Below are 26922 nucleotides of genomic sequence, written 5' to 3'. Positions count from 1 at the left end.
TGGACGGAATCGTTTCTGCCAGTCAGCCTCCCGTTCACTCCGATCTTGCAACGCCTTCTGCTGGGCTATTGCGCCTCCAGAGCCCCTTGATCGTGACCTCCAGCCCGTCGACGAAGCTGTAGATCACCGGGATGACCAGAAGGCTGAGGAAGGTTGATGTGATCAGGCCCCCGATCACGACCGTCGCCATAGGCTGGCGGAAGGAAGGATCGCCCTCGACAAGGCCGAGTGCGGCGGGGGCCATGCCGGCGGACATTGCGATGGTGGTCATCACGATGGGCCGGGCGCGCTTGTGGCAGGCGTCGACCAGCGCGTCGAAGCGGGGCATGCCCTTTCTTCGCGCCTCGATCACATAATCGACCAGCAGGATCGAGTTCTTGGACACGATCCCCATCAGCAAGAGAAGCCCGATGACCGAAGGCATCGAAAAGCTGGTGCCGGTGATGACCAGCGGGAAGAGCGCCCCGCCAAGGGCAAGCGGCAGCGCCGTCAGGATGGTGATCGGCTGCAGGAAATCATGGAACAGCAGCACCAGCACGGCGTAGACGCAGAAGATGCCGATCGCCATGGCCGAGGCGAAGCTGGTGAACAGTTCCGCCTGCCGCTTCAGGTCACCCTGTTCGGCGAAGCTGACGCCATCGGGCAGGTTCTGATAGGCTGACAGCTTTTGCACTTCGGCATTCACGTCCGACAGGTTACGCCCATTCAACTCGATGGAAATCGTCACATTGCGCGACCGGTCCAGCCGGTTGATCTGCGACGGCGCCGAGCCGAGGGATATGTCGGCGATGGCGCCCAGCGTCACCGTGCCGCCGGTTGCGGGCACCGGGATCATGGCGATCTGTTCGATGGACTGGCGCACCGAGGCGTCCAGCGTCACCCGGATCGCGATCTGGCGGGTGTCGAGGTTCAGCTTGGACAGGGCCGAGTCGTAGGCCCCCGAAGTGGCCACCCGGATCGTGTCGGCGATGGCCTGCGAGGTGACGCCGTAAGAGGCGGCGCGTTCAAGGTCCGGGGTGATCACGATCTCGGGCGATTGCAGCGCGGCAGATGAGGTCACGGTGCCGATCCCCGCGATATTGGCGCGGATCTCGGACTCCAGCGCGGCTGCGGCCTGTTCCAGCGCAAGCGAACTGTCGCCCGCCAGCGTGATCTGCAATTCGGTGCCGCTGCTGCCCGATCCGACCTCGATCCGCGCGCCGGGGATGGCGGCGATGGCGGCACGGATGTCGGCCTCGATCTCGGTCTGGGAAACGTCGCGGTCGTCGATGTTGGTCAGGCTGATCACGATGGTTGCCGAGGTGACCGAGGTGCTGACCCCGCCACCGCCCGGAACGCCGCCGGTCGAGGCGCTGCCGGTGGCCAGGAAGACGCCGGTGACATGTTCGACCCCCGCCGCCGCCTCGCTGGCGCGGCGGGCGATGGCGTCGGTTTCCTCGATGGTTGATCCGGGCGGCAGGGTGATGCTGATCCGGGTCTGGCTGTCATCCTGCGCCGGAAAGAAGCCGGTCGAAAGCTGGGAAACCAGCACAAAAGTCAGGCCCATGAAGGCGATGACGCCCATCACCGGGATCCAGCGATTGTGCAAGGCGCCCCGGATCGTCGCAAGGTATGTGCGCATGATCCAGCCGTCGGTCTGGTGCGCTTCGGCCTTGCTGCGCATCAGGTAGGCGGCCATCATCGGCGTCAGCAGGCGCGCGACCAGAAGCGAGCAGAAGACCGCGACCGAGGCCGTGATGCCGAACTGCTTGAAGATGATGCCGACCACCCCGTCCATGAAGGCGGTGGGAAGGAAGACCGCAATCAGGGTGAAGGTCGTGGCAATGACCGCCAGCCCGATCTCGTCCGCCGCCTCCATCGCCGCTTCATAGGCGGGTTTGCCCATCTGGATATGCCGCTCGATGTTCTCGACCTCGACGATGGCGTCGTCAACCAGGATGCCGACCACCAGCGACAGCGCAAGCAGGGTGACGGTGTTCAACGAATAGCCAAGGTAATCCATGACAAGGAAGGTCGGGATCACCGACAGCGGCAAGGCCACGGCGGCCAGAAGCGTCGCGCGCCAGTCAAGCAGGAAGATGAACACCACGATCACCGCGATGATCCCGCCTTCGTACAGCATCATCATTGAGGCGTCATAGTTCTGTTCGGTCGGCAGGATGGTGTTGTAGGCCTCGGCTATCTGCACCTGCGGGTTGGCGGCGGCAAAGGCCTCCATCGCGACACGGACATCTTCGACAACCGCAAGGTCGGAATAGCCGGTCAGCCGCTTGATCTGCGCCGCGATCACCTGCTTGCCGTCCTGATAGGCCAGCGACGACAGGGCGGCATGGGTGTCGGTGACGGTGCCAAGCTCGTCCAGCCGGACCCAGGCGCCGTTCGGCAAGGGAATCGGCAGGGCGCGCAGATCCTCGACGCCCGAGACCGCCGCCCCCACCCGGAAACTTTGCGAGGCATTGGCAAGGTCGGCGGCCCCACCCGAAAGGTCACGCTGCACTTCGCGCAGGCGGGTGTTCACGTCTTCCGCCGACAGGCCAAGCCCGGCCAGCAGGTTCGCGTTCAGTTCGACCCGGATTTCCCGGTCCACCCCGCCCAGGCGCCCGACCTCGCCCACGCCATCGACCGCCATGATCGCGCGGGCCAGATCGTTGTCGATGAACCAGCTCAGCTCGGTATCGTCCAGCCGGTCGGAACTGAGAACGAAGGTCACCAGGGGCGAGCCGCTGAGGCTGCTTTTCGACACGGTCGGCGCGTTCATCCCCGAGGGCAGATCGTCGCGCGCCTGATCGACGGCGTTCTGCACATCGTCCTGGGCTTCCTGCACGTCCTTGCCGATCTGGAACGCGACCGAGATCGAGACCGAGCCGTCGGTGATCGTGGTCGTGACCGAGTCCAGCATGGCAAGCCCGGTCAGCCGGTCCTCGATCTTGCGGGCGACTTCAGTTTCCAGTTGCGCCGCTGCGGCGCCGTCAAGGCTGGCCGAGACGCTGATCGTCGGCAGCGACATATCGGGAAAGTTCTGCACTTCCAGCCGGTTGAAGGCCATCAATCCGGTGATCGTCATCAGGATGAAGGCAAGGATCGGCGGGACCGGGTTGCGGATCGCCCAAGCGGAGAAGTTCATGGCTGGCCCTCCACCACGCGGACGACCGACCCGTCCGACAGGAAGGCCCCACCCGACAGGACGACCTTGGCGTCCACCGGGAAATCGCCCAGGATTTCCACCCGGTCTGCCCGCCTCCGTCCGGTATCGACCCGTTCGCGCAGGACGGTCGTTGTCTCCCCCGCCTTGATCACGAAGACATAGGAAAACCCGTCCTTCAGGGTGATCGCGGTCGAGGGAAGCGTCACTGCCTTGGTTTCGTCCACGATGAACGATCCGCTGACCAGAATCCCGGTCTTCGGCATCGGCCCGCCCTCGGGCGGTTCGGGGTCTACATAGACCAGAACCCGCCCGTTCGTCTGCGACGCCTCGGGCGACACGCGCCGCACGGTGCCGCCAATGTCGCCGATCGGCGACGGGATCGCGACCCTTGTTCCCGCCTTGATCCCGCGCAACTGGAACAGGGGCACTTCGGCCTGCCATTCGATCCGGCTGTCGCGGATCAGCCGGAACAGTTCCTGTCCCTGGCTGACCACCTGACCAAGGGCCGCGCTGACTTCAGACACCACGCCATCGCTGGCCGCGACAATGCGGGTATTGGCAAGCGACAGTTGCTGTGTGGCAAGCTGCGCCTCGGCCACTGTCACGCTGGCCTGCGCCTGACGTTCGGCCGAAAGATACCCTGCAATCTCCTGGCGGGAAAGCGAGCTGCCCCCGGAAAGCTGACGGGCACGATCTGCATCCTCGGTTGCCGTCTCTAACCCGGCACGGGCCGACTCCAGCGTCGCCTCCAGTTCGGCGATGCGGTTCTCGACCGACGCGCGCGACAGTTCAGCCATGACCTCGCCCGCCTTCACGACGTCGCCAACTTCAACATTCACGGCCGTTATCCGCTCGCCGCCGAGTTCAGATGCAATCACCGCCTCCGCCCAGGGCTGCAGCCAGCCGCTGGCCTGCACCTCGACCGGCCAAGTTTCGACCACGGGAACGGTGACCTCAACCGTCAGGGCCGCAGGTGCCGGTTCTGCGGAAAGGTCGGTCGGGGCAGTCCCGCTTGCCGAGGACCTGAACATCCAGAAAGCCGCGCCACCCACAACGGCAAGGACAAGGGCCGCGACGACAAGATTCCGTTTCCGCATGGCTTCAGCCCTCGCTCGTGGTGGTGACGGTGTGGGCGGGGCGCTGCCATCCGCCTCCCATGGCCTTGTAAAGCGCGATCCACTGGCGGCTTAAGGCAAGTTGCTGGGAAATCTGCGTGATCCGTGCGGATTGCACCTGACGCCGGGCATCTTCACGATCCAAGAGCGAGATGCGACCCGCCCGCCAGTCTGCGTCAATGGCGGCGAAATAGGCATCGTATTCCTTGACCAGTGTGCCTGCGCTGCCCAGGTTGCGCAATGCCGCATTCAGCCGCGTCAATGCGGCCTCGGCTTCGGCGACTGCGGCCAGGACGGCACTGCGATAGGCCTCGGCCGCCGTGATCGCATCCGCATTGGCCGACCGCACCGCCGCCCGGCGCTGACCACCATCGAGGACGGGCAGGGATAGTGCCGGGCCGAAGCTCCACCCGGCCGGTTTGGCAAGGCTGACACTTCCCCCCAAGGTCAGCGACGGGTAAAGGTCGGCCTTCGCGACCCCAAGGTCCAGAAGCGCGGCGGCGAAGGTCAGTTCTGCCTTTGCGATGTCGGGCCGCTGCCGCAGCATGTCTGCCGGAACATCGGCCGCGCGGAATCCCTTGACCGCCGGCATCCCGAAACCACTGGCGAGGATCGCATCCACCCGGTCCTGCGGCGACCCGGTCAGGACCGCGAGAGTTTGCGCAAGCACCCGGCAATCCGCCACCTGACTGTCCAGAGAAATCTGGGCGCTGGCCCGGCTGGCCCGGGCCAAGGCCAGATCGGACTCCGCCCGCAGACCTGCGCTGACAAGGCGGGTGGTTGCCTCGATCGTCTCGCCCTGCGAAGAGACCGCGTCGCGATACACCTGCTCGATCATCCTGCAGGCACGGAGCTGGACGTAGGTATCGGCGACCTCTGCCGAGAGGGAAACATAGGCCCCGGCATAGGCGTAATCCTCGGCCTTTGCGCGCAGACGTTCCGCCTTGGCCGTCTTTGACGCGCGGCCAAAGAGGTCCACCTCCCAACTTGCGTCCAGGCCTGCGGCCCGCGTCCGGGTTCGCGCGGTTGTATCGCTGTCCGCCTCGGTCACCGAGGCCTGCCCGGTCATTACCGGCCACATGGCCGCCGTGTCCTGCCCCGCCCGTGCCCGTGCCGCCATGACTTGCGCTGCCGCACTCCGCAGATCGGGGCTGCCCGACTGCGCCAGCAGCAGAAGCTCGGTCAACCGGGCATCGCCGATCCGCGACCACCAGTCGATGTCCAACCGCGCATTCGCCTGCGGTACTGCCGATGAGAACCGCGCCGAAGTTGCCTGCGTGGCATCCGGCGCGATGGTCGGCACGCTGCATCCGGCAAGCACGACAAGGGCAGCAATCAGGCAACGGGGCATCTTGGTCTCCTTCAGTGCCGCACAGATGCCAGAGTGCCGTGTCAAGAAGTGTCAAGATTCAGCAAAGAAAGGAAAAAGTCGTCCTCTCCGCCTCTGCTCGGGCTATGCTGCGCCAAAGGGGAGGATTGACCGGATGGCAACCGTCTTGCTGATCGACGATGACGCGGAACTGACCCGTCTGGTCGCCGACTACCTGACGCGCGAAGGGTTTACCGTGGCGACATCATCCGACGGGACCAAGGCGCTTGGTCGTATCATTGAGACCCGTGCCGACATTGTGGTGCTTGACATCATGATGCCGGGCCCGGACGGGCTGGAGGTTCTGCGCCGTGTCCGGGCCGAAACCGCCGTCCCCGTCCTGATGCTGACCGCGCGTGGCGATGAGGACGACCGCATCGCCGGCCTTGACCTTGGGGCAGACGACTACCTGGCCAAGCCCTGTTCCCCGCGAGAGCTTGTGTCGCGCATCCGCGCCATCCTGCGCCGCGCGCAGCCGGGTGAAAGTATTCCCCCGACGGCGCAATCCGGCCTGCTGCGGCTTGACACCCTGCGCCGCGTGGCCGTCTGGCGCGGGGTGCCGCTGCGACTGACGGGGGCCGAGTTCAACATCCTAGAAGTCCTTGCCGGCCAGTCCGGTCGCCCAGTCTCGCGCGCAGATCTGTCGCTTCACGGTCTTGGGCGGCCGCTGGCCCCATTCGACCGCGCGATCGACGTTCATGTCTCGACGATCCGCCAGAAGCTTGGCACGCATGACGACGGACGAAGCCCGATCCAGAACCTGCGCGGCATCGGCTATCAGTTCATCGAGGAGTGACCGGGCGATGACTGTGCGCGTCTTCATGGTGATCTGGGGGGCGCTGGTCCTGACGCTGCTCCTGTTCGGTCTGGTTGTCGCGGCGCTTGACCCGACCCCGCCCGAAGGCGCGCGGGCGGCGGCAGAAACTTCCGTGCTGGAGCGCCAGCTTGGCCTTGTTGCCTCGCGCGATGGCAGTGCCGCGGCGCTGCGGTTCTGGCAGGAGGTATCGCCCGCCCATCCCGGCATGACCGTCACGACTGATCCCACCTGCGTAAGCTCCCCGGCTATTCCCTCCGCCGATGGTCCTTGCCTGGTTCTGACCGATACCGCAAAACACAGTCGCTTTCTGGAAGGGTTGCAGATCCTCGGCCTGCCTCTGCTGGTAGGGGTGGCCGTCAGTGCCGCCGCCGCGTTGCTCCTGTCCCGTCATCTGACCCGGCCGATCCGCACCGTGAACGCGTCCCTCCAACGACTGGCCTCGGGCGATCTCGACACGCGGATCGGCGACGCCCTTGACCATTCTGGCGGAGAACTGGCGCGGTTGGGCAATGCCTTCGACCATGCCGCAGACCGGCTTCAGATCCTGTCCGAGGGGCAGCGCCGCCTGTTCAACGACCTTTCGCATGAAATCCGCTCACCCCTGGCGCGATTGCGGGCCGCGGTCGGCCTTTTGGAGGTCAGCCCCGACCGCCTGGACGAGATGCTGGGCCAGATCGAGACCGACATCGTCCGTCTTGACCGCCTTGTGCGCGACATCCTGACGCTTGCCCGCTTTGGCAGCACCGAAAGCCGGCAAGCCTTCGAACGGATCGACCTGATCGAAATCCTTGAACCCATCCTCTCGGACGCGAATTTTGAAGGCGAGCCGCGCGGAATCGTGGTCAGTTTCACCGGCCCGCCACGGCTGATCCTGAAGGGCAGCGGGGAACTTCTGCACCGCGCAATCGAGAACGTGATCCGCAATGCGCTGGCGCATTCCCCTGATGATGCAGAGGTCGCTGTATCTGCGCGCACAAATGGGGCTGCACTGACCATCGACATCGCCGATCAGGGCCCAGGCGTGCCGCTGGCAGAAAGATCCCGGCTTTTCGAGCCGTTCTTCAAACTGCCGGGCCTATCCGCAAAAGCAGGCACTGGTCTTGGCCTTGCCATAGCGGCACGCGCCATTGCAGCCCACAATGGTAGCATCGAGCTTCTGGATAGTGCGTCAGGTGGCCTTCTCGTCCGGCTCAACCTGCCATTCACGCCGGGAACCTGATGGCGCGGCGGTGCTGATTGCCAAGAATGACTTTGACGATGTTGGATCTGCGTCGGGCAGATTTCTGGTCCGGGCAGTCGCCCCAACCCCAATCCATTCCCGGTGTCGATCATCGACGCGTCGGCGAACGCTCACCACGGCCTGTTGGATCGTCAGTCGTCGGCGATGCGATAGCCAAGACCGGGTTCTGTGAAGATGAAGCGCGGGTTTGAAGCGTCGTCCTGCAGTTTCTGCCGCAACTGGCGGATGTAGACGCGCAGATATTGGCTGTCTTCGCTGTGCGCCGGGCCCCACAAGGTGCGCAGGATCATCTCCTGGGTCACCAGACGGCCGCGATGGCTGGCCAGCATCCACAGCAGGTCAAACTCGCGCCGGGTCAGATGCAGCGGGGCGCCCGACAGGCTGGCGGAATGGTTGGCCGCATCAATCTGCAGCGGCCCGACGGTCAGGACGGCGGGCACCGGATCTGTGCCACGGTCGCGCAGCAGGCTGCGGACGCGGGCAAGAAATTCCTTGATGCCAAAAGGTTTGACCACATAGTCCTGCGCGCCCGCGTCCAGCGCGGCAACTTTGCCAGCCTCATCGGCGCGCACCGACAGGATCAGCACGGGCACCTGGCTCCACCCCCGGATGTCTTGCAGGACGCTCAGCCCGTCGGCATCGGGCAGGCCAAGGTCCAGCACGACCAGCGCCGGGGTCTCGCGCGCGGTGGCGGCAATGCCGTCGCGTGCGGTGGCGGCCTCAATCACGCCCAGCCCCTCGGCCTCAAGTGCCACGCGCAGAAAGCGGCGGATCGGGGCTTCGTCGTCGATGACAAGAACCCGCAAGGTGGCGGTCATGGGGTGGTTTCCGGATTGTGCAGCGGCAAGGAGATCAGGATACGGGTGCCGGTGCCATCGGGCCAGCCGGTTTCAGCGCGGATGGCGCCGCCCATCGCCTCGACCAGGCCCTTGCAGATGGCCAGGCCAAGGCCGGTGCCTGCGCGTTGCCGGTCACCGCCCGCGACGCGGTAGAACATGTCGAACACCCGGTCGAGATCGGCGGCGGGGATGCCCGGCCCGTGGTCGGTGATCGCCAGTTCGGCCCGCGCGCCGGCGGTGCGCGCGCTGATCACGATGTCGCCGCCGGCGGGCGCATATTTCGCGGCATTGTCCAGAATGTTGACCAGCACCTGTTCCAGCAGCACGCCATCGGCCAGCACCAGAGGCAAGGTATCGGGCAGGTCGACCAGCAGGTTATGGGCGCGCAGGACGCTGCGCATACGTTGGCGGGCGCTGCCAATCAGTTCTGCCAGATCCAGCGGGGCAAGGCGCGGCGTCAGCGCGCCATGGCCCAGCCGTGTCATGTCCAGCAGGTTCTGGACATAGCGGTCCAGCCTCTCGCCCTCTTCGCGGATGTTTTCGGCCAGATCGCGGCGGGCATCACAAGGCAGATCGGGCCCGGCGGCCAGACTGCCTGCCGCGCCGATGATCGTGACCAGGGGCGTGCGCAGATCATGGCTGACCGAATTCAGCAACGCCGTGCGCAGCCGTTCGGTTTCGGTGGCAAGCCTGTTGGCCGCCAGTTCCTCGGTCAGGCGCAAACGCTCCAGCGCCAGCGCAATCTGGTCGCTCAGGGCGTCAAGCAGGCGCCGGTCGGTGCGTGCCAGGCTGCGGCCATCGGCAAAGGCGATGCCAAGGACACCAAGCCGCCGTTCGGCGCTGGCCACTGGCAGGAACAGCCAATGCGCGGTCGGCAAGGTATCGGAGTCGCGCCCCGCGGGTTCGCCCTTGTCCCAGGCAAACTGCGCGGCGGACTGGTCCCGCACATCAAGCCGGTCTTCGGGGGGAAATCCGCCCACCACGGCCAGTTCCCCCGCGCGCGGCAAGAGCAGGACCGTATCACAGCGCAGGGTGGTGGCCACATGGCTGACCGAGGCCCAGACCACTTCATCCGCCGTCGCAGCCGAGGCGACGCGGCGGCTGAAATCGTAAAGCTTGTTCGTGCGGTCCGCGATGGCAGACTGCGCCTTGACCCTTGCACGCAACCGGGCGGCAAGGTTGCCGGTAACCAGCGAGGCCGCGAAGAACAGCGACAGGGTCAGCAGTTCGCTGCGGTCGGTGATGGTAAAGGTCAGGCGCGGATCGACGAAGAAGAAGTCGTAGGACAGAAAGCCAAGGACCGAGGCAAGCGCCGATGGCCCCATGCCGCGCCGGCTGGCCACAACGATGACAGCGGTCATGAAGATCAGCGACAGGCTTGCCACGGGAAACAGCCGTTCGGCCCCCCAGGCCGCCATCGAGGCGGCGGCGATGGCCAGAACGGATTCGATCCAGCCTGCCTTGTCGCGGCTGAACTGCGGGAAGGGCAGGCTGAACCGCCCGGGCCTTTCATCGGGTTCAGAGGCGACGGTCACCTCGAAGGGTCCGGCAAGGCGCAACAGGTCGCGCGCAACGTCTTCGCGGACCAGCCGCGCCCAGACGGGCCTGTGCCGTGGCCGGCCAATGACGATCCGGCGCACGTTTCGGTCGCGTGCGAGGGCCAGAATGGCCTCGGCCACGTCGCGCTCGGCCTCAAGCGTGGCCAGTTCCGCGCCCAGACGTTCGGCCAGTCGCAGGGTGCCCGCCAGCCGGTCCTTGTCGATTTCCGACAGACGTTCGGCCTGGGTCGACGTGACATTCAGCGCGATCCAGTCGGTGCGGGCGCGGTCGGCGCTGCGCTTTGCAACGCGGACCGCCTCGCGCGCGGCGGGGCTTTCGTTGATGCAGACCAGAAGGCGCTCTTGTGTAGGCCAGGGGCCTTCGATGGCATGGGCCGCCATGTGTTCGCGTAGCTGCGCGTCCACCCGGTCGGCGGCGGCGCGCATCGACAGTTCGCGCAGGGCGGTCAGGTTTCCCTTGACGAAGAACGACCCCAGCGCCCGCGCGGCCTGATCGGCAGGATAGACCTTGCCCGCCTTCAGCCGTTCCAGAAGTTCATCGGGCGTCAGGTCGATCAGTTCGATCTCGTCGGCCATGTCCAGCACGCCGTCGGGCACCGTTTCGCGCACCCGGACGCCGGTGATGCGGGCGACGGTTTCGTTCAGGGTTTCAATGTGCTGGATGTTCAGCGTGGTATAGACGTCGATGCCTGCGGCAAGCACCTCTTCGACATCCTGCCAGCGCTTTTCATGGCGGCCGCCGGGGGCGTTGGTATGGGCCAGTTCGTCGATCAGCGCCAGTTGCGGACGGCGGTCCAGCAGGGCGTCGATGTCCATCTCGGTCAGGGCGTGGGTCTGGTAGATCACCGGCTTGCGCGGCAGTTGCGGCAGGCCTGCCAGTTTTGCCTGCGTTTCGGCCCTTCCATGGGTTTCGATCAGTGCGGCCAGCACATCAACCCCGTCGGACTGCTTGCGATGGGCGTCGTCCAGCATCGCCCAGGTCTTGCCCACCCCGGGGGCCGCCCCCAGAAACACCTTCAGCCGCCCCCGCTCCTCGCGCGAGGCGAAGGTCAGCAGGGCATCGGGCGAAGGGCGGGTTTCGGGGGCGGTCATGCCGGGCGGTTCCTGTCAGGCCAGCGGGCTAGAGGGCCAATGCCGCGTCCAGGGCCAGGTTGGTGCGCAGCACGTTCACCACGGGCAATCCGTACAGGCCCAGCAGCGGGCGTTCAACCGCTGCTTCGATCACGGCGCGCACGGCTGCAGGGTCTGCATTGCGGGCCGCCGCAATGCGGGAAACCTGCGCCAGCGCGTTTTCGGGGCTGATGTGCGGATCAAGACCCGAACCCGAGGCGGTGACCGCGTCAATCGGCGCGGGGGCGCCATTCAACGCTTCGAACGCGGCGCGGCGTTCTGCCACCTGGGCAATCAGGGTGGCCGAGGTGGGGCCAAGGTTGCTGGCTCCGGTGCCCGCCGCATTCCACCCGCTTGCCGAGGCGCGGGGTTGCAGATAGCCCGCGCCAGCAAAGCCCTGGGCGATCAGGGATGATCCGATGACGGTGCCGCCCCGTTCAATCAGGCTGCCGTTGGCGGCATCGGGAAACAGCACCTGTGCCGCGCCGGTCATGGCCAGGGGATAGGCCAGCCCGGTCAGCAGGGTAAACAGCAGCGTCAGCGACAGGGCAGGGCGAAGATGGGTCAACATCGGGTTTCTCCTCATGCAAGGTTCAGGGCGACAAGACAAAGGTCGATGGCCTTGATGCCCAGGAAGGGCACGATCAGCCCGCCAAGCCCGTAGATCGTCAGATTGCGGCGCAGCAGGGCGGCGGCGCTTGAGGGGCGATATTGCACCCCGCGCAGAGCCAGCGGGACCAGCCCCACAAGGATCAGCGCGTTGAAGATCACTGCCGACAGGATGGCGCTGGTGGGTGAGGCAAGGCCCATCACATTCAGAACGCCAAGGCCCGGATAGGCAGCCACAAAGATCGCAGGCAAGATGGCGAAATACTTGGCCACGTCATTTGCAATGCTGAACGTGGTCAGCGCCCCGCGCGAGATCAGCAGTTGCTTGCCCACCATTACCACCTCGATCAGCTTGGTCGGATCGCTGTCCAGATCAATCAGGTTTGCCGCCTCTTTTGCCGCCGGGGTGCCCGCGTTCATCGCCACGCCGACATCGGCCTGCGCCAGCGCGGGCGCGTCGTTCGACCCGTCGCCACACATTGCCACCAGCCGCCCGCCCGCCTGTTCGCGGCGGATCAGGTCCAGCTTCATCTCGGGCGTTGCCTCGGCCAGAAAGTCATCGACTCCAGCTTCGGCCGCGATGGCGGCGGCGGTCAGAGGGTTGTCGCCGGTGATCATCACCGTGCGGATGCCCATGGCGCGCAATTCGGCGAACCGTTCGCGCACACCCGGTTTCACTATGTCCTTCAGATGCACGACACCCAGAATCTCGGCCCCTTCGACCACCAGAAGCGGCGTGCCGCCCGAACGGGCAATCGCATCGACCTGCGCGGCCAGCGCGCCAGGCGGGGTATGCCCGGCCAGCCGGATCACCGCGTCGATGGCCCCTTTGCGGAACCGGCGGCCATCGGCCAGGTCCAGCCCCGACAGCCGGGTCTGCGCGGTAAAGGCCACAGGTTCGGCGCCCAGCGGCATGTCCGGGATTGTGCCCAGCATTTCGCGCGCTTTCTCGACGATGGATTTGCCCTCGGGCGTTTCGTCGGCCAACGAGGCCAGTGCGGCGGCCTCGGCCAGACGGCGAGAGTCGACGCCGGGCGCGGGGATCAGCGCATCGGCCATGCGGTTGCCGAAGGTGATGGTGCCCGTCTTGTCAAGAAGAAGCGTGTCGACATCGCCCGCCGCCTCGACCGCGCGGCCGGATTTGGCGATGACATTCGCCTTGACCAGCCGGTCCATGCCCGCGATGCCGATGGCCGACAGAAGCCCGCCAATGGTGGTGGGGATCAGCGTCACGAACAGCGCGCCCAGCACGACGACGGGAATGGCGGTGCCGGAATAGCTGGCAAAGGCGGGCAGCGTCACCACGACGAAAAGGAAGATCAGCGTCAGCCCGACCAGCAGGATGTTCAGGGCAATCTCGTTCGGGGTCTTTTGCCGCTCGGCCCCTTCGACCAGCGCGATCATCCGGTCAAGAAAGCTCTTCCCCGGCTCCGCGGTAACGCGGATCACCAGCCAGTCCGAAGCGATGGTGGTTCCCCCGGTGACCGACGACCGGTCGCCCCCTGCCTCGCGGATTACAGGCGCGCTTTCGCCGGTGATGGCGCTTTCGTTGACCGAAGCCATGCCGCGGACCGCCTCGCCATCGGTGGGGACGATCTCGCCCGCGGCGACATAGATGAACTGGCCGGATTTCAGCGCGGTTGACAGGGTTTGCGTTGCGGTTTCGGGCGTATCGTCCGGGTTGGCCAGCACCCGCACCCGGGTTTCCGATTTGGTCGCACGCAGGGTATCAGCCCGGGCGCGACCCCGACCTTCGGCCAGAGCTTCGGCAAAGTTGGCGAAGATCACACAAAGCCACAGCCAGAGGGCGATGTGCAGCGCCGTGCCCGCGCCGGGCAGGCCGGTCGCAAGGTCGCGCAGGCCCAAGAGCGTGGTCATGGCGGCGACCAGGGCGGTGACGAACATCACCGGGTTGCCCCACAACTGCCGTGGGTCAAGCTTGATCAGGCTTTGGCGCAGGGCGGCTGTGTAAAGGCCGGACGCATCCGTCGGTTTGGCATGTTTGGACATTTGGTGCCTCAGAAGCTTTGGCCGGCCAGGCGCGCGGTTTCTTCCGCGATGGGGCCAAGGGCAAGGACGGGAAAGAAGGTCAGCGCGCCAAGGATCAGCACGGTCAGGATCAACAGTGTGACGAACAGCGGGCCGTGGGTGGGGAAGGTGCCAGAGGTGGCGGCGGCCTTGGGCTTGCGGATCATCGACCCGGCGATGGCCAGCATCGGCAGGATGATGGCATAGCGCCCGATCAGCATGACCACACCCAGGGCCGTGGTGTGCCAGGGCAAGGCCGCGCCCCAGCCGCCGAAGGCGCTACCGTTGTTGCCGGTGGCGCTGGAATAGGCATAGAGGATCTCGCTCAGCCCATGCGGCCCGGCGTCCTGCACGGCGGCCAGCGCCTGCGGCACGGTGGCGGCGATGGCGCCGCCCACCAGAATGCCCAGTGGCATCGACAGGAAGGCCAGAACCGCCAGCGTCACCTCGTGCGATTCAATCTTGCGGCCCAGATATTCCGGCGTGCGCCCCACCATCAGCCCGGCAAGGAAGACCGCCAGCACGACATAAAGCAACATGCCGTAAAGCCCTGCGCCGACGCCGCCAAAGACCACCTCGCCGATCTGCATCAGGACCATCGTCACCATGCCCGACAGCGGCATGAAACTGTCATGCATCGCGTTGACCGCCCCGTTCGAGGCAGCAGTGGTCGAGGTTGCCCAAAGCGCCGAAAGCATGGCGCCAAAGCGTTGTTCCTTGCCTTCCATGTTCTCGCCCAGACCCAGGGCAGGGTTGCCCGCCACCTCATAGGCGTGAACCACGCCAAGGCCCGCGACAAACAGGACCGCCATGGTGGCAAAGATCGCCCAGCCCTGACGGCGATCCCCGGCCATGCGGCCAAACAGAAAACAGAAGGAAACCGGGATCAACAAGATCGACAGGCATTGCGCCAAGTTCGAGGCGACGGTCGGGTTTTCGAACGGATGGGCCGAGTTGACGCCAAAGAAACCGCCGCCATTGGTGCCCAGTTGCTTGATGGCAATCTGTGCTGCCGCAGGACCGCGCGCGATGATCTGCTCGCCCCCTTCAACGCCCGTTGCGGTGACGGCCCCCAGCAGGGTTTGCGGCACGCCCTGGGCGGCCAGAAACAGGGCCAGCAGGATGGACAGCGGCAGCAAAATCCACAGCACGGATCGCGTCATGTCCAGCCAGAAGTTGCCCAAGGTGGTGCCCTTGGGGGCCACAAAGCCGCGAACGATCGCGACGGCCACCGCCATGCCGGTGCCTGCGCTGACAAAGTTCTGCACCGTCAGCCCGGCCATCTGTGACAGGTAGGATAGCTGCGCCTCGCCCGAATAGGCCTGCCAGTTTGTGTTGGTGACAAAGCTGGCCGCGGTGTTGAAAGCCAGATCTGCCGACATCCCGCCGATGCCGTCGGGGTTCAGCGGCAAGGCGCCCTGCAGCCGCAGCAGCGTGTAAAGCAGCACAAACCCGGCAAGGTTGAAGGCCAGCACGGCCATGCCATAGCCCAGCCATGTCATGCCGCGCGCCGGATCAACGCCCGCGCCACGCAACAGCGCGGTTTCCACCCGCAGCATCCCGGCGGGCAGTTGCCCGTCAAACACCCGCTGCATCGCGGCGGCCAAAGCCCAGGCAAGGCCTGTCAGCGCGGCAAAGTATAACCCGTAGGCAATGAAGGTCATCGTGGCTTCCTGCTAGAAACGGTTGGGCCGCAGCAGCGCGCAGCCAAGATAGACGAACAGGCCCGCCGCAACGGCAAGGCCAAGGATCATGTCAAACATCGGGGGCCTCACATCCGGTCGGCGGCGCGGGCTGCCAGGGCAAATCCCGCGAAAACGCCAAGGGTAAGGGTCAGGTAAACAAGGTCAGCCAAGATCGCCTCCTGCAACTGGGATGGGCGCATGATCCCAGTGGGGCGCGTAAAGCGGCTATGGTGATGATCCGTCAGCGCGTAAAAACGGCGTAAAGAACTGCGTTGGTCAGCAACGTGGGATTGCGAAACTCCACCAACTCTTGTTGCCGACGCAAGATCCTGTCGCCCGCTGAACTGTCTCCGACCTTATCTTGGATAGCCCCGTCTGCATCGGCACGATCAGCGCATCGGGCAGCCATTCATCCGGCCCGTTGCGGTCAAGCAGGGCATTGATCCTGTCGGTGGGAATCCGGCCAGAATGGGGCATCTGATGTATCTTCATGCGGCCATGTCCAGCAGGGGGGCGAGGCCAAGGGCTTCGAGTTCGGGCTTGGTGCCAGTCTGGCGGTGGGCGGCCATCCGCAACAGCTTGCCGCCCGAAGGCGAGACGAACAAGAGTAGCCCGCCACTATCGGGGATTTTGTGAGGTTTTCCAGAAGGATCAGCCGGTGCGCCGCGGCAGGCTGCATCTGTGCGGGGCATCGGAATCGGTCCTGCGGGTATGTGGGTATCTGCCTTTTCAGGAATACCCGCTTTCGATACCCACACAAGTTGGGTGCCTACAGTCTATCTTCCGGCCGAAGATGCGCCACAGTCAAGTTTCTCAATGAAAACAAGGATCGCAGTTTGCGAAGATAGACTGCAATCTAGCGAAAAAGGGGAATTGGAGGCGGGTACCGGAATCGAACCGGTCTTCACGGATTTGCAATCCGCTGCGTAACCTCTCCGCCAACCCGCCGCCGAAAGGTGGGATGGGGATAGCGGAAAGGTCGGGGGGCCGCAAGGGGTTGGCGCTGCGCGGCCCGTGTCAGGCGGGGCCGATGTTGCCGGGGGCGACCGAAACCGCCTTCAGCACGGCAAAGATCTGCTGGCCGGGGGTCAGGGACAGGGCCTCGGCGCTGCGGCGGGTGATGCGGGCCAGCACCAGATCGGGGCCGATGGCAAGCTGGACCAGCGTGCCGGGGCCCTGGCCCGCATGAATGTCGCGCACGGTGGCGGGCAGCACGTTCAGCGCCGAAATGCCCACGGGCCGGGTCAGCGCCAGCATCACGTCCTGCGCCATCAGCCGCAGCCGCAGCGGCGTGCCGGGGGCGGCCTCGACGCGGGGCAGCCAGATCGGGCCGGCGGGGTGGTCCAGCCGCGACAGGCCGTCGGCATCCTGCGCCGCCAGCCTTGCGGTCAGCAGCGACCCCGCCTCGCGCAGGCCAAGCGCCGCGGCGGCGGCCGGGTCGGACAGCAGCGCGGCCACCGGGCCCTGCCGGGCCACCCGGCCTTCGTCCATCAGGATCAGCGTGGTGGCCAGCCGCGCCACTTCGGGCAGGGAATGGCTGACATACAGGATCGGCACCCGCGCCTCATCGCGCAGGCGTTCGATCAGCGGCATGATCTCGGCCTTGCGCTCTTCGTCCAGCGCGGCCAGCGGCTCATCCATCAGCAAGAGGTTCGGCGCCGCCAGAAAGGCGCGGCCCAGGGCCACCCGCTGACGTTCCCCCCCCGACAGGGCGCCGGGGCGGCGGTCCAGCAGGGGGCCGATGCCCAGCAGCGCGACCGTGCGGTCGAAATCGGCGGCCGGGGCGGCGCGCGGCGCGAACCAGCGGCCGTAGAGCAGGTTCTGCCGCACCGTCAGATGCGGAAACAGCCGGCTGTCCTGAAACACATAGCCCAGCCGGCGGCGGTGCGGCGGCAGGAAGACGCCGCGCGCGGTGTCGGTCAGCACCATGTCCGCCACCGCCACGCGGCCCTGATCGGGGCGCAGCAAGCCCGCCACCGCCTGCACCACGGTTGATTTCCCCGCGCCCGACCGGCCGAACAGCACGGTCAGCCCCGGCGGCGCGTCAAAGCGGACATCCAGGGTGAAACCGGCAAAGCGGTGATGCAGCGCAACCGACAGCATCACGCCCCCGCAATCCGCCGCGCGACCACGCGGGAAATCCATTCCGACAACAGCAGCGCCGTCATGGCGATGGCAATGGCGATCAGCACCAGACGGAAGGCCTGCGGTTCCCCGCCCGGCACCTGCAGGAAGGCATAGATCGCCGAGGGCAGGGTCTGGGTCTGGCCGGGAATGTTCGACACGAAGGTGATGGTGGCGCCGAACTCGCCCATCGCCTTGGCAAAGGCCAGGATGCTGCCGGCCAGAATGCCGGGCAGGATCAGCGGCAGGGTCACGGTGGCAAAGACCCAAGGGCGCGACGCACCCAGCGTGCCGGCGGCCTGTTCCAGCTTCGGATCGACCGCCTCGATCGCCAGCCGGATCGCCCGCACCATCAGCGGAAAGGCCATCACGCCCGCGGCCAGCGCGGCGCCCGTCCAGCGAAAGGCGAAGACAAGGCCCAGCGTCTGGTCCAGCCAGGCGCCGATCACGCCCTTGCGGCCAAAGGTCAGCAGCAGCAGGTAGCCGGTCACCACCGGCGGCAGGATCAGCGGCAGATGCACCAGCCCGTTCAGCACCTGCTTGCCCGGAAAACTCCACCGCGCCAGCGCATGGGCCACGAAGATGCCCAGCGGCAGGCTGACCACCGTCGCCAGCGCCGACACCTTCAGCGACAGCCAGACCGCCTGCGCCTCGGCCGGGGAAAGCCAGCCCGTCATGCGGTATGGTCCGGGGCGGTAGCGTCCGGGGCAGAGCGGGGCGGTGGCGTCATGCGGGCCTGTCTCGTTATGTTCCGGCAGACATAACAGCGCGACGGCCCGCCGGATGCAAGGCCGGCCTTGCCCGCGACTGGCGATTGATGCGGATCAGGGGCACCCCCTTGCGCGGGGCGACCAGAAATCCGGCACTCACAGACGTTTGCGCAGCCAGCGGATGAAATCCTGCACCGGCGCGCGGGGCGGGCCGTGCGGGGTGACGGCCCAATAGGCGGTTTCGGGCAGATCCCAGCCCGGCACCAGCCGCAACTGGCCGCTGGCAAGGTGGTCGCGCAGCATCGCCTCGGTCGCGAACAGCAGGCCAAGGCCGCGCAGGGCGGCGGCAACGGCCAGCATCGGGTTCTCGATGTCCAGCGTCTGCAACCGGGTGCGGTCCAGCCCCTTGGCGGCCATCCAGCGTTCTTCCTCGGTATCGGCCAGGTTCACAATCCAGGGCAGCCCGGCCAGATCGGTGCCGGGCCGGTCCAGCAGCGCGGGCGCGCCCGCCAGCACAATCCGGGTGCGGCACAGCAGTTCGGCCTCGCCATCGGGCCAGGGGCCCTTGCCGGAGCGGATCGCCAGGTCAAACCCGTCTCGGCCAAGATCGGCCAGTTGCGAACTGGCCACCAGCGACACCGCGATTTCCGGGTGGCTGGCCCAGAATTCGGGCAGCGCGGGCACCATCACGTTCTGCGCAAAGCCCGGCGTCAGCGTGATGCGCAAGCCGCGGTGACGGTCGGCTTGCCGCAACCGGCCCAGCGTTTCGGCCATGGCCGCAAACCCGCCGTTCAGCGCGGCGGCCAGCCGGCTGCCTTCCTCGGTCAGCTTCAGCGATCGCCCGGCCTCGGCAATCAGCCGCAGGCCAAGGTGCCGCTCCAGCCCGCGCACCTGCTGCGCCACCGCCGGATGGGTGACGTTCAGCACCCGCGCCGCCGCCGAGAACGACCCCAGCCGCGCCGCCGCCTCAAAGGCGCGCAGGCTGGGAAGCGGGGGCAGGTCGCGCCAGTCGAACGGGGTCATCTGAAAGCCTGGTTTAAAGGTTGTCAGCCGAGTTGTGCTGCATCATGCCCGGTTTTCAGGCATATTGCGAGAAAGGATTGCCCCACAGGACTTGTGCCATGTTTCACCCCCCGAACCCCGATCTGATCGCCGCGCTGCGCCGCTTGCCCGATCCGGCGCTTGACGAAGGCCGCCTCGCCGAACATCGCCACACCCTGCGGCTGGCCCGGCAGGCCGCCCGCCGAACGCTCTTGCGGAACCGTCTGCGGCAGGTCTGGGCGGTCTGGCAGCGGCGGCCGGCCCTGCCGCACGCCGCCCCTGCGACCGGGGGTTGAACGGGCGCGGGGTCTGGTATTGTTACGGCTGATCTAGATCAATTTCTTTTTCCAGATGTGAGATTACTCCTCCGTGCCAACGCCCTTGTTAGGCAGGAGATTCCATGCGCTTGACCATGAGAGCCAATCTCGCGATGCGCGTCCTGATGCAATGTGCGGTCAATCATCCCCAGGTCATCCGGGCCGGCGACGTGGCGCAGGCCTGCAATGCCTCGGCCAACCATGTGGCACAGGTGGTCAGCCAGCTTGCCGGGGCCGGTTATCTGCGCACGCTGCGCGGGCGCGGCGGCGGCATCGCGCTGGGCCTTCCGGCCGAAACCATCCGGGTCGGCAAGGTTCTGCACCTGATCGAGCGCGAGGTGCCGCTGGCCGAATGTATGGCCGGCGACCAGAACACCTGTCCCCTCTGTGCCGTCTGCCGTCTGAAGGGCGCGCTGTGCCGCGCGATGGACGCCTTTTACCGGGAACTTGAGACGGTCACGCTGGCCGATCTGGTCACCGATAACGCAGGGCTTGTCGCGATCCTGAGCGCCGGGATGGAACCGGCCTGATCTGCCGGTCCGGGCCGCTGCGGGCCGCCTAGAACAGCACAATATCGGTTTGCGGCCGTGCCGGGGCCGCGGCGCGCTGCGCCCGCGCGGTCTCGTCCAGATCGGCGTTCGGAATCAGCAACTGGCGGGCCTGCCCGGTGACGGGATCAAAGATCACCCGGCGGGCCAGCGTTCCGCCCAGGCTTTCGGCCCGGCAGGGAATCCCCTCGGTCCTCAGGAAGCGGCGGGCAAATTCGGCGTTCGAGGCGCCGATGTCGCGCAGGTTCGCGGCGATCTTCGCCCCGCCGAACAGCTTGGCCTGCAAGCGGCCGCGCTGCGCCCCCGCCCGCAACAGCGCGTTGATCAGCACCTCCATCGCATGAACGCCATAGCGGATATCGCCGCGGCCCCGGCTGTCCTGCGCCTGCGCCAGCAGAAAATGGTTCATCCCGCCCACGCCGCGCCGGTCATCCCACAGGCAGGCCGCCACGCAAGACCCCAGCATGGTGGACAGCCGGATGCCCGGGGCATCCGACACGCGATATTCCCCCTGCACCACCTGCAGGATCTGCGGCCCCGTCATCGGCCCGCCCCCTCGCGCCGGCGGTCGCGGCAATGCGCCAGCAGCTCGGCCCCGATCTTTCGCAACGGCAGAACCTGCGCCGCCGCCCCGGCTTCAACCGCCACCCGCGGCATCCCCCACACGACCGAGGTCGCGGCATCCTGCGCAATCGTATGCGCCCCGGCCTGCCGCAGCGCCAGCAGGCCGCGCGCCCCGTCGCGGCCCATCCCGGTCAGCAGGGCGGCCGCCACGCGCGGACCAAACCGGGCGGCGCTGTCGAACAGCGCATCGACCGAAGGCAGATGCCCGCTGATCGCCGCGCCCGCCACCAGTTCGGCGCGCGGCGGATCGCCCGGCGCCAGCCGCAGGTGGCCCGCACAGCCCGCGCCCACCACGACCGTGCCCGGTGCCAGAAGAACCCCGGTCTGCGCCGGCACCACCCGCGCCGCCGAACAGCGCGCGAAAAGCCGGATCAGACTGTCCGAGAACGCCGCCCCCGTGTGCTGGACAATGGCCGTCGGCGGGCAATCGGCGGGGAAGGCGCCCAGAATGGTCAGCAAGGCCTCGATCCCGCCGGTCGAGGCGCCGATCACGATCAGCCGGTCCGCATGGAACCGCGCGCCTTGCCCCGGCAGGCCAGGCCGGTGCGGCGGGGGCGGGGCGGCCGCAACCTGCACCCGCCGCCACAGATCCGACAGCGCGGCCTCGTCGGGCGGCGGCGCGGTCGGAATCTCGATCCAGCCGATGCCCAGGATGGCGAACAGCGACACCAGCCCCCCGAATTCCGGGCTGCGCGCCAGATCGCGCGCGACCAGAACCACATCGGGCGGGTCGCGCTCGGCCAGAACATAGGCCGCCGACAGATCGGCCGCCGTTCCCAGCAGGTGCAGCCCGGGCCGCGCCGCCGCATCCTGCGCCAGCCGGGCCGCCGCCGCCCCCTGCGGGGTGACGATCAGCACCCGCCGCATGGCCCTGCCCGAAGCCCGCGGCCCGCGCCGGGTCTGCCGGTCCTGTTCCTGGTCCCCATGCGCCCGCTCCCCCGGGTCAGAACAATTCGGTCCGGGCCTCGCCCGCCGGCCCGTCCTGCCCCGCCAGCGCCTGCCGCAGATCGGCCAGCCGCAGCCCCGCCAGCCCGGTCAGCGCGGCCTCGGGCAGGTGCAGGGGGCCGGCCGCGCGGGCCAGCGCCGCCAGCCAGTCGGCCAGATCGGCCAGCCGCTGGTCCAGCAGGTCGATCGCCTGCAACTCGGCCCCCAGCCGCCTGTCGCGAATCGCGCCCTCGTCGATCAGCCCATGCACCGCCAGTTCCACCCGCAGCACCACATCGCGGCAGCGCCGCACCTCCTGCGCGGTGCGGCCCAGCAGCGGGGCCAGCGGCGTGGCATCGCCGGCTTCTTCCTTCGCCCCGGTCACAGCGGCCCCACCACGCGCTCGATGCTGGCCTTCACCGTGGCCGTGGTGAACGGCTTGCGGATCAGGTTGTTCAGCCCCAGTTGCTGGCCCCGGCTCATCACCTCGGGCGTGGGCGACCCGGTGATCAGGATGAACCCGATCCGCTGGGTGGTCTTGTGCTGCCGCAACGCGCCCAGCAGGTCCAACCCGGACAGGCCCGGCATGTTCATGTCGGAAATCACCAGATGCACCGGGTTCGCCGCCAGCTTGCCCAGCGCGGCGCGGCTGTCGGATTCGGTGACGAAATGCCGGATGCCGATTTCCTCCAGCGATTGCGAGATCAGCGCCCGGCTGACCGACATGTCATCCACCACCATCACGCGGAGCGAATCCCTGAGGCTCATCTGTCGGTCCTTTCGCCAAGGGGGTGGGCGGGGTCGTTGCGGCGGTAGGCGGTGATGCCGGCGCTGGTCACCAGGCCGGTTGCCGGCCCGTGCAGGCGTTCGGAATGGCCAATGCACAACAGGCCCCCGGGCCGCAGCAGCCGCGCCAGCCGCTGCCACAGGCGTTCCTGCGTCGGCTTGTCGAAATAGATGGCCACATTGCGGCAGAAGATCGCGTCGAAGGGCCCGCGCAGCGGCCAGTCCGCCATCAGGTTCAGCGCGGCGAAATGCACCCGCCCCGCCGTTCCCGCCACGATCCGGTGGCGGTCGGGGCCGGCCGGCTCCAGATGCGCGCGCCGCAGCGGCTCGGGAATCGCGCGGATCTCGTCGCTGCCATAGGTGGCGCTGCGGGCGCGGTCCAGGATGGCGGGGTCGATGTCGGTGGCCAGGATGCGCAGGTTCAGCCGCGGCGCATCGGGCAGGGCGGCCAGCACCGTCATCGCCATCGAATAGGGCTCGGGCCCGGCCGAACAGCCCGCCGACCACAGCCGCAACCGCCGCCCCGCCCGCAGGGCCGGCAGATGCGGCGTCAGGCAGATTTCTTCCAGCAGGCGGAAGTGATGCGCCTCGCGGAAGAAATGCGTGACATTGGTCGTCAGCGCCGACACCAGCTCGGCGCGCTCCTCCGCCCCGTCCGGCCCGTCCACCCGCGCGCAATAGGCCGCGAAATCGGCGCAGCCCAGCGCCCGCAGCCGCCGCATCAGCCGCGATTGCACCAGATCCTTCTTGGCCGATGGCAGGCTCAGCCCGAATTCGCGCTGCGCGATCCGGGCGATGCAGGCGAAATCCTCGTCGGTAAAGACCGGCTCGGCCGGGCCGCGCGGCGGGTCGGGGCGGGTCTGTGCCAGCGTGTTCATGCCGCCTGTCGCCCCCGCGGCTGGATCACGGCGGCAAGGTCGATCACCCGCGTCATGCCGTCTTGCAGGGGGATCACGCCGGTGATGCTTTGCCGGGTGCTGTCCGCGCGGATGTCCGGCGTGTCCTGCACCTGCGCCCGGTCCACCGACAGGATTTCCGACACCGCCTCGACCAGCAGCCCCACGGTCTGCGGGCCGATCATCGCCACCACCACCACGTTGCGCGGATTTTCCGGCGTAGGGCCCAGCCCGAAACGCGCCGCAAGATCATAGATCGGAATGACCGATCCGCGCAGGTTCATCACCCCCAGCACCTCTTGCGGGGCATGGGGCAAGGGCGTGACGGCGGTCCAGCGGCGGATCTCGCGGACATGCGTGATGTCCAGCGAGAAACTTTGCCCGCCCGCGAAGAAGGTGACGAATTCCGCATCCTGACGCGCGGGATCAAGGGCTTGCATGGGACACTCCTGCATTTGGGGGGCGGGCGGCCGGGTCGCCCGGCAGGCGCTGGGCGGTCAGTGCCTCGGCATCCAGGATCAGCGCGATCCGGCCATCGCCCAGCACGGTGGCCGCCGCGACGCCGGGGATCGCGCCGTAATTCGCCTCAAGTCCCTTGATGACCACCTGACGCTGGTCATGCACCTCATCGACAACCAGCGCGCAATGCGACTGGCTTTCGGTTTCGACCAGCAGCAGAAGCGGCGGCCCCTCGGCCCCGTCCTGCGCGGCACTGCGGCGGGCGGGCAGGCCCAGCCCCTGCGCCACGTCGATCACCGGCAGGAATCGCCCGCGGATCGACAGCACCCGGTCCTGCGGGCCCAGCCCGTGCAGATCGGCCGGGTCGGGGCGCAGCGTCTCGATCACCGAGGCGACGGGGATCACCATGGTCTGCCCCGCCACCGAAATCACCATGCCATCCATCACCGCCAGGGTCAGCGGCAGCGAGATGGTGAATTCGGTGCCTTCCCCGGGCACCGAGGCAATGGCGACCCGGCCCCCCAGCGCCGTGACGGCGTTCTTCACCACATCCAGCCCCACGCCGCGGCCCGACAGGTTTGAAACCTTCTCGGCGGTGGAAAATCCGGGCAGGAACAGCAGGTTGTCGATCTCGGCCTCGGTCAGATCGGCTTCGGCGCTGATCAGCCCGCGCGCCAGCGCCTTGGCGCGGATGCGGGCGCGGTCCAGCCCCGCGCCATCGTCGCGCAGGCTCAGGATCACGCTGCCCGACCGATGCGCGGCCGACAGTCGCAGCGTGCCTTCCGCCGGCTTGCCGGCCGCAAGGCGCGCGGCGGGCGGCTCCAGCCCGTGGTCCACCGCGTTGCGGATCATGTGCGTCAGCGGATCGGCCAGCCGTTCGATCACGGTCTTGTCGACTTCGGTCGCCTCGCCCAGCGTCACCAGCCGCGCCTGTTTGCCGGTCGCCTCGGCCGCTTCGCGCAGGATGCGGCTCATCCGCTGGAACAGCGGCTTCACCGGCTGGGCCCGGATCGCCATAACCGCTTCCTGCAGGTCGCGCGCCAGCAGGCGATAGCCCTCGACATGGCCGATCACCTCGGCCTCCGAACTCAGCGTCAGGTCCAGCACGCTTTGCTCGATCATCGCCTGATTGATGATCAGCTCGCCCACGGCGTTGATCAGCCGGTCAACCCGGTCCAGATCAACCCGCAGCGTTGGCTTCGGGCCGGCGGCGGGGTCGTCCTCCGGCGCGCGCGCCTCGCGCCGGGGCGGCGGGGCCAGTGGCGGGGCTGCGGCAGGCTCTGCGGGCGGGGCGGCGGGCGGATCGTCCGGCGCTATGTCCAGCAGGCACAGGCCCTGCACGAAATCGAACACCTCCCGCACCGCCGCTTCCGGCACGGCGCCGGCCAGGCGGATCGTCCAGGCCAGCCAGGCGCCGGCGGGATCGAACCCCTGCCACGGCGGCAGGTCCGAAAGGTCAAGCTTCACCGTGACGGGCCCCAGATCCGCCAGCGCGGCGAAGAGCGCCGCCGGATCGTGGCCATGGGCGTAAAGCGCGGGCAGGGGTCGGAAGCGGACCCGCCAGCCGGGGGCCGCCTCCCTTGGGCCGGGGCCGGGAAAGCCGATCACCTCGGCCCCAGGGCCAACACTTGACCCAACCCCGAATCCGGCCCCGTCCGCGCCCAGCCCGGCCCCGGCGCCCAGCGGGCCAAGGTCCAGCGCAACGGCGGCAAAGCCGAAACACGGGTCATCGCCGGCCCCGTCCGGTTCTTCGGGCGCATCCTCGCCCAGGATGGCGTAGAGATTGGCCAGAAAGCCCGCCGTCACCTCGGGGGCGATGGCGCGGTCGTCGCGCGCGGTCTCAACCTGTTCGGCCAGATGGTCGGCCGACCGCAGCAGCGTGTGCATCACCTCGGGCGTCAGCGCGATGCGGCCTGCGCGGATGCCGTCCAGCACCGTTTCGAAGCGGTGGGCAAATCCCACCAGCGCCTCCAGCGCAAAGGCCCCGGCGCCGCCCTTCACCGAATGAACGGCGCGGAAGACCGCATTCAGCGTCTCGCCGTCCCCGGCGCCGACCGCCATCTGCGCCAGCCCTTCGACCAGCGCCTCCAGCAATTCCTCACATTCCTCGAAGAACGTGTCGCGGATCGCGTTTCGCGCTGTCATCTCAGCCCCTTGCTCCGGTGACCTTGCGCACCACCGACACGATGGCGGCATCCTCGAACGGCTTGACGATCCAGCCGGTGGCGCCGGCCTGCCGGGCCCGCGCCTTCAGCGCGTCGGCGCTTTCGGTCGTCAGCACCAGAATGGGCACCGTGGGGTTGTGGCTCTGGTTGCGGATGGCGTCGATCACGCCGAACCCGTCCAGCCGGGGCATGTTGATGTCGGTGATCACCACATCCGGGTCCACCTTGGCAAAACATGCCACGCCCGCTGCGCCATCCTCGGCGGTGGTGCAGGCAAACCCGGCCTCTTCCATCGCGCGGCGCAGCAGGTTGCGGATGGTGCGGCTGTCGTCGATGGCAAGCACCCGCAGGGTCATTCGGCCCGCTCCATGGTCAGCATCGCGGGCGTCACCCCCAGCGCCGCCAGCTGGTCGGCCTGCGCCGCCGTCAGCCCCGCCAGCACCAGGCCGATGCCGCGGCGGCGCCGGTCGGCCGCCGCCGCCAGCAGCATCTGCACCAGCGGCACCTCCAGCCGGCGCAACCGCGTGGCGGTGATGCGAAGGGCGCGGTCGGGGTGCTGGCGCAAAGCGGCGGCAAGCGGGGTGTCCGCGGTGACAGAGATCCGGTCAGGCAGGTCAAGATTGATCATTCCGGTCACGCCTTCAGTCTGGTCTCGCCCGGGCACGGCCGGGGCAGGGCGGGCCGCGGTCAGCCTGCGGCCCGACCCCATCGGTAACGGCCCGAGGTTTAAGGAATGGTTTTCGCAGCCTGCCCCCGCCGGCCAATTTCCTTCAACCTGTCCGGATCTGCCCGCCCCCGCGCAGGGTTGACGG

The 26922-nt window shown here is 67.6% G+C and carries 25 protein-coding genes and 1 tRNA gene; 4 read left to right on the top strand and 22 right to left on the bottom strand.

Going from position 1 to position 26922, the window contains the following annotated elements; genetic code table 11:
• Positions 1-34 precede the first annotated feature (34 nt).
• The 3 genes from B6K69_RS03725 to B6K69_RS03715 are packed head-to-tail and all read right to left on the bottom strand — an operon-like array spanning position 35 to position 5611.
• Complete coding sequence (locus B6K69_RS03725) at positions 35-3124, bottom strand: efflux RND transporter permease subunit (RefSeq protein WP_108642832.1); 3090 nt, start codon at positions 3122-3124, stop codon at positions 35-37.
• Positions 3121-4242, bottom strand: a complete 1122-nt coding sequence (locus B6K69_RS03720) for an efflux RND transporter periplasmic adaptor subunit (protein WP_108642831.1) — start codon at positions 4240-4242, stop codon at positions 3121-3123. Before B6K69_RS03720 ends, B6K69_RS03725 begins: the two co-directional genes overlap by 4 nt.
• Before the next feature lie 4 nt (positions 4243-4246).
• Positions 4247-5611, bottom strand: coding sequence for an efflux transporter outer membrane subunit (locus B6K69_RS03715; RefSeq protein ID WP_123876527.1), 1365 nt, complete (start codon positions 5609-5611; stop codon positions 4247-4249).
• A 133-nt stretch (positions 5612-5744) separates the two neighbouring features.
• On the opposite strand from B6K69_RS03715, the gene B6K69_RS03710 reads away from it, so the two are divergent.
• Positions 5745-6425 carry a response regulator transcription factor gene (locus B6K69_RS03710; RefSeq protein WP_108642829.1) on the top strand — a complete coding sequence of 227 codons (681 nt, stop codon included), beginning with the start codon at positions 5745-5747 and terminating at the stop codon, positions 6423-6425.
• Positions 6426-6432: 7 nt separating this feature from the next.
• Positions 6433-7665 carry a HAMP domain-containing sensor histidine kinase gene (locus B6K69_RS03705; protein ID WP_164681875.1) on the top strand — a complete coding sequence of 411 codons (1233 nt, stop codon included), beginning with the start codon at positions 6433-6435 and terminating at the stop codon, positions 7663-7665.
• A gap of 152 nt (positions 7666-7817) precedes the next feature.
• On the opposite strand, the gene B6K69_RS03700 is transcribed toward B6K69_RS03705, so the two are convergent.
• The 10 genes from B6K69_RS03700 to B6K69_RS03655 all read right to left on the bottom strand — a co-directional run bounded on the left by B6K69_RS03700 (position 7818) and on the right by B6K69_RS03655 (position 19373).
• Positions 7818-8504 carry a response regulator gene (locus tag B6K69_RS03700; RefSeq protein WP_107674442.1) on the bottom strand — a complete coding sequence of 229 codons (687 nt, stop codon included), beginning with the start codon at positions 8502-8504 and terminating at the stop codon, positions 7818-7820.
• Positions 8501-11176: a sensor histidine kinase gene (locus B6K69_RS03695; protein WP_108642827.1), complete on the bottom strand. Its 2676-nt coding sequence runs from the start codon at positions 11174-11176 to the stop codon at positions 8501-8503. Before B6K69_RS03695 ends, B6K69_RS03700 begins: the two co-directional genes overlap by 4 nt.
• 28 nt (positions 11177-11204) lie before the next feature.
• Positions 11205-11765, bottom strand: coding sequence for a potassium-transporting ATPase subunit KdpC (gene kdpC, locus B6K69_RS03690; protein WP_108642826.1), 561 nt, complete (start codon positions 11763-11765; stop codon positions 11205-11207).
• Between the two features lie 11 nt (positions 11766-11776).
• Positions 11777-13813, bottom strand: coding sequence for a potassium-transporting ATPase subunit KdpB (kdpB, locus tag B6K69_RS03685; protein WP_108642825.1), 2037 nt, complete (start codon positions 13811-13813; stop codon positions 11777-11779).
• Between the two features lie 8 nt (positions 13814-13821).
• Entirely contained in the window at positions 13822-15495 is a 1674-nt protein-coding gene (kdpA, locus tag B6K69_RS03680; protein WP_108642824.1) for a potassium-transporting ATPase subunit KdpA, read from the bottom strand.
• A gap of 12 nt (positions 15496-15507) precedes the next feature.
• Positions 15508-15606 carry a K(+)-transporting ATPase subunit F gene (gene kdpF / locus B6K69_RS03675; RefSeq protein WP_206340536.1) on the bottom strand — a complete coding sequence of 33 codons (99 nt, stop codon included), beginning with the start codon at positions 15604-15606 and terminating at the stop codon, positions 15508-15510.
• 784 nt (positions 15607-16390) lie between these two features.
• Positions 16391-16464 (bottom strand) — tRNA-Cys (locus tag B6K69_RS03670).
• A gap of 69 nt (positions 16465-16533) precedes the next feature.
• On the bottom strand, positions 16534-17622 hold the full coding sequence (modC, locus tag B6K69_RS03665) for a molybdenum ABC transporter ATP-binding protein (RefSeq protein ID WP_108644754.1): 1089 nt from the start codon (positions 17620-17622) through the stop codon (positions 16534-16536).
• A complete protein-coding gene (gene modB / locus B6K69_RS03660) occupies positions 17619-18317 on the bottom strand; it encodes a molybdate ABC transporter permease subunit (RefSeq protein WP_108642823.1) in 699 nt (232 codons plus the stop codon). The genes modC and modB overlap by 4 nt, the downstream gene beginning before the upstream one ends.
• Positions 18318-18506: 189 nt before the next feature.
• Positions 18507-19373, bottom strand: coding sequence for a LysR substrate-binding domain-containing protein (locus B6K69_RS03655; RefSeq protein WP_108642822.1), 867 nt, complete (start codon positions 19371-19373; stop codon positions 18507-18509).
• A gap of 98 nt (positions 19374-19471) precedes the next feature.
• On the opposite strand from B6K69_RS03655, the gene B6K69_RS03650 reads away from it, so the two are divergent.
• Both B6K69_RS03650 and B6K69_RS03645 read left to right on the top strand, forming a co-directional pair.
• Positions 19472-19687: a hypothetical protein gene (locus tag B6K69_RS03650; protein ID WP_108642821.1), complete on the top strand. Its 216-nt coding sequence runs from the start codon at positions 19472-19474 to the stop codon at positions 19685-19687.
• Positions 19688-19803: 116 nt separating this feature from the next.
• Positions 19804-20238 (top strand): RrF2 family transcriptional regulator, encoded by a 435-nt coding sequence (locus B6K69_RS03645; RefSeq protein ID WP_236939016.1) that lies wholly within the window; start codon positions 19804-19806, stop codon positions 20236-20238.
• A gap of 28 nt (positions 20239-20266) precedes the next feature.
• Here the strand turns inward: B6K69_RS03645 and B6K69_RS03640 are convergent, their stop codons facing one another.
• The 9 genes from B6K69_RS03640 to B6K69_RS03600 form a co-directional block, all read right to left on the bottom strand.
• A complete protein-coding gene (locus tag B6K69_RS03640; protein ID WP_108642819.1) occupies positions 20267-20800 on the bottom strand; it encodes a chemotaxis protein CheD in 534 nt (177 codons plus the stop codon).
• Positions 20797-21747: a CheB methylesterase domain-containing protein gene (locus tag B6K69_RS03635; RefSeq protein ID WP_108642818.1), complete on the bottom strand. Its 951-nt coding sequence runs from the start codon at positions 21745-21747 to the stop codon at positions 20797-20799. The genes B6K69_RS03640 and B6K69_RS03635 overlap by 4 nt, the downstream gene beginning before the upstream one ends.
• Positions 21748-21823: 76 nt before the next feature.
• Positions 21824-22189 carry a hypothetical protein gene (locus tag B6K69_RS03630; RefSeq protein ID WP_108642817.1) on the bottom strand — a complete coding sequence of 122 codons (366 nt, stop codon included), beginning with the start codon at positions 22187-22189 and terminating at the stop codon, positions 21824-21826.
• Entirely contained in the window at positions 22186-22572 is a 387-nt protein-coding gene (locus B6K69_RS03625; protein WP_107674455.1) for a response regulator, read from the bottom strand. Before B6K69_RS03625 ends, B6K69_RS03630 begins: the two co-directional genes overlap by 4 nt.
• Entirely contained in the window at positions 22569-23468 is a 900-nt protein-coding gene (locus B6K69_RS03620; RefSeq protein WP_108642816.1) for a CheR family methyltransferase, read from the bottom strand. The genes B6K69_RS03625 and B6K69_RS03620 overlap by 4 nt, the downstream gene beginning before the upstream one ends.
• Complete coding sequence (locus B6K69_RS03615; protein WP_181318297.1) at positions 23465-23926, bottom strand: chemotaxis protein CheW; 462 nt, start codon at positions 23924-23926, stop codon at positions 23465-23467. Before B6K69_RS03615 ends, B6K69_RS03620 begins: the two co-directional genes overlap by 4 nt.
• On the bottom strand, positions 23913-26090 hold the full coding sequence (locus B6K69_RS03610; protein ID WP_108642815.1) for a chemotaxis protein CheA: 2178 nt from the start codon (positions 26088-26090) through the stop codon (positions 23913-23915). Before B6K69_RS03610 ends, B6K69_RS03615 begins: the two co-directional genes overlap by 14 nt.
• A gap of 1 nt (position 26091) precedes the next feature.
• Positions 26092-26466, bottom strand: coding sequence for a response regulator (locus tag B6K69_RS03605; RefSeq protein ID WP_108642814.1), 375 nt, complete (start codon positions 26464-26466; stop codon positions 26092-26094).
• Positions 26463-26738 carry an STAS domain-containing protein gene (locus B6K69_RS03600; RefSeq protein ID WP_123876525.1) on the bottom strand — a complete coding sequence of 92 codons (276 nt, stop codon included), beginning with the start codon at positions 26736-26738 and terminating at the stop codon, positions 26463-26465. The genes B6K69_RS03605 and B6K69_RS03600 overlap by 4 nt, the downstream gene beginning before the upstream one ends.
• Positions 26739-26922: the final 184 nt, after the last annotated feature.

The sequence above is a fragment of the Pseudogemmobacter blasticus genome, from assembly GCF_003071405.1.
GTDB classification, from domain to species: Bacteria; Pseudomonadota; Alphaproteobacteria; order Rhodobacterales; family Rhodobacteraceae; genus Pseudogemmobacter; species Pseudogemmobacter blasticus.
This window is presented reverse-complemented; position numbering and strand designations above follow the sequence as displayed.

What these genes read in the sequence shown, in the direction of transcription:
- B6K69_RS03715 (WP_123876527.1), bottom strand. Translation starts at nt 5,611, where the DNA reads ATGCCCCGTTGCCTGATTGCTGCCCTTGTCGTGCTTGCCGGATGCAGC.
- B6K69_RS03615 (WP_181318297.1), bottom strand. Translation starts at nt 23,926, where the DNA reads ATGCAAGCCCTTGATCCCGCGCGTCAGGATGCGGAATTCGTCACCTTC.
- kdpC (WP_108642826.1), bottom strand. Translation starts at nt 11,765, where the DNA reads ATGTTGACCCATCTTCGCCCTGCCCTGTCGCTGACGCTGCTGTTTACC.
- B6K69_RS03645 (WP_236939016.1), top strand. Translation starts at nt 19,804, where the DNA reads ATGAGAGCCAATCTCGCGATGCGCGTCCTGATGCAATGTGCGGTCAAT.
- B6K69_RS03610 (WP_108642815.1), bottom strand. Translation starts at nt 26,090, where the DNA reads ATGACAGCGCGAAACGCGATCCGCGACACGTTCTTCGAGGAATGTGAG.
- B6K69_RS03705 (WP_164681875.1), top strand. Translation starts at nt 6,433, where the DNA reads ATGACTGTGCGCGTCTTCATGGTGATCTGGGGGGCGCTGGTCCTGACG.
- modB (WP_108642823.1), bottom strand. Translation starts at nt 18,317, where the DNA reads ATGACGGGCTGGCTTTCCCCGGCCGAGGCGCAGGCGGTCTGGCTGTCG.
- B6K69_RS03710 (WP_108642829.1), top strand. Translation starts at nt 5,745, where the DNA reads ATGGCAACCGTCTTGCTGATCGACGATGACGCGGAACTGACCCGTCTG.
- B6K69_RS03720 (WP_108642831.1), bottom strand. Translation starts at nt 4,242, where the DNA reads ATGCGGAAACGGAATCTTGTCGTCGCGGCCCTTGTCCTTGCCGTTGTG.
- B6K69_RS03700 (WP_107674442.1), bottom strand. Translation starts at nt 8,504, where the DNA reads ATGACCGCCACCTTGCGGGTTCTTGTCATCGACGACGAAGCCCCGATC.
- B6K69_RS03620 (WP_108642816.1), bottom strand. Translation starts at nt 23,468, where the DNA reads ATGAACACGCTGGCACAGACCCGCCCCGACCCGCCGCGCGGCCCGGCC.
- kdpA (WP_108642824.1), bottom strand. Translation starts at nt 15,495, where the DNA reads ATGACCTTCATTGCCTACGGGTTATACTTTGCCGCGCTGACAGGCCTT.
- B6K69_RS03695 (WP_108642827.1), bottom strand. Translation starts at nt 11,176, where the DNA reads ATGACCGCCCCCGAAACCCGCCCTTCGCCCGATGCCCTGCTGACCTTC.
- B6K69_RS03725 (WP_108642832.1), bottom strand. Translation starts at nt 3,124, where the DNA reads ATGAACTTCTCCGCTTGGGCGATCCGCAACCCGGTCCCGCCGATCCTT.
- B6K69_RS03600 (WP_123876525.1), bottom strand. Translation starts at nt 26,738, where the DNA reads ATGATCAATCTTGACCTGCCTGACCGGATCTCTGTCACCGCGGACACC.
- B6K69_RS03635 (WP_108642818.1), bottom strand. Translation starts at nt 21,747, where the DNA reads ATGCGGCGGGTGCTGATCGTCACCCCGCAGGGGGCGGCGGCGGCCCGG.
- B6K69_RS03625 (WP_107674455.1), bottom strand. Translation starts at nt 22,572, where the DNA reads ATGAGCCTCAGGGATTCGCTCCGCGTGATGGTGGTGGATGACATGTCG.
- B6K69_RS03640 (WP_108642819.1), bottom strand. Translation starts at nt 20,800, where the DNA reads ATGACGGGGCCGCAGATCCTGCAGGTGGTGCAGGGGGAATATCGCGTG.
- B6K69_RS03605 (WP_108642814.1), bottom strand. Translation starts at nt 26,466, where the DNA reads ATGACCCTGCGGGTGCTTGCCATCGACGACAGCCGCACCATCCGCAAC.
- kdpB (WP_108642825.1), bottom strand. Translation starts at nt 13,813, where the DNA reads ATGTCCAAACATGCCAAACCGACGGATGCGTCCGGCCTTTACACAGCC.
- B6K69_RS03655 (WP_108642822.1), bottom strand. Translation starts at nt 19,373, where the DNA reads ATGACCCCGTTCGACTGGCGCGACCTGCCCCCGCTTCCCAGCCTGCGC.
- B6K69_RS03650 (WP_108642821.1), top strand. Translation starts at nt 19,472, where the DNA reads ATGTTTCACCCCCCGAACCCCGATCTGATCGCCGCGCTGCGCCGCTTG.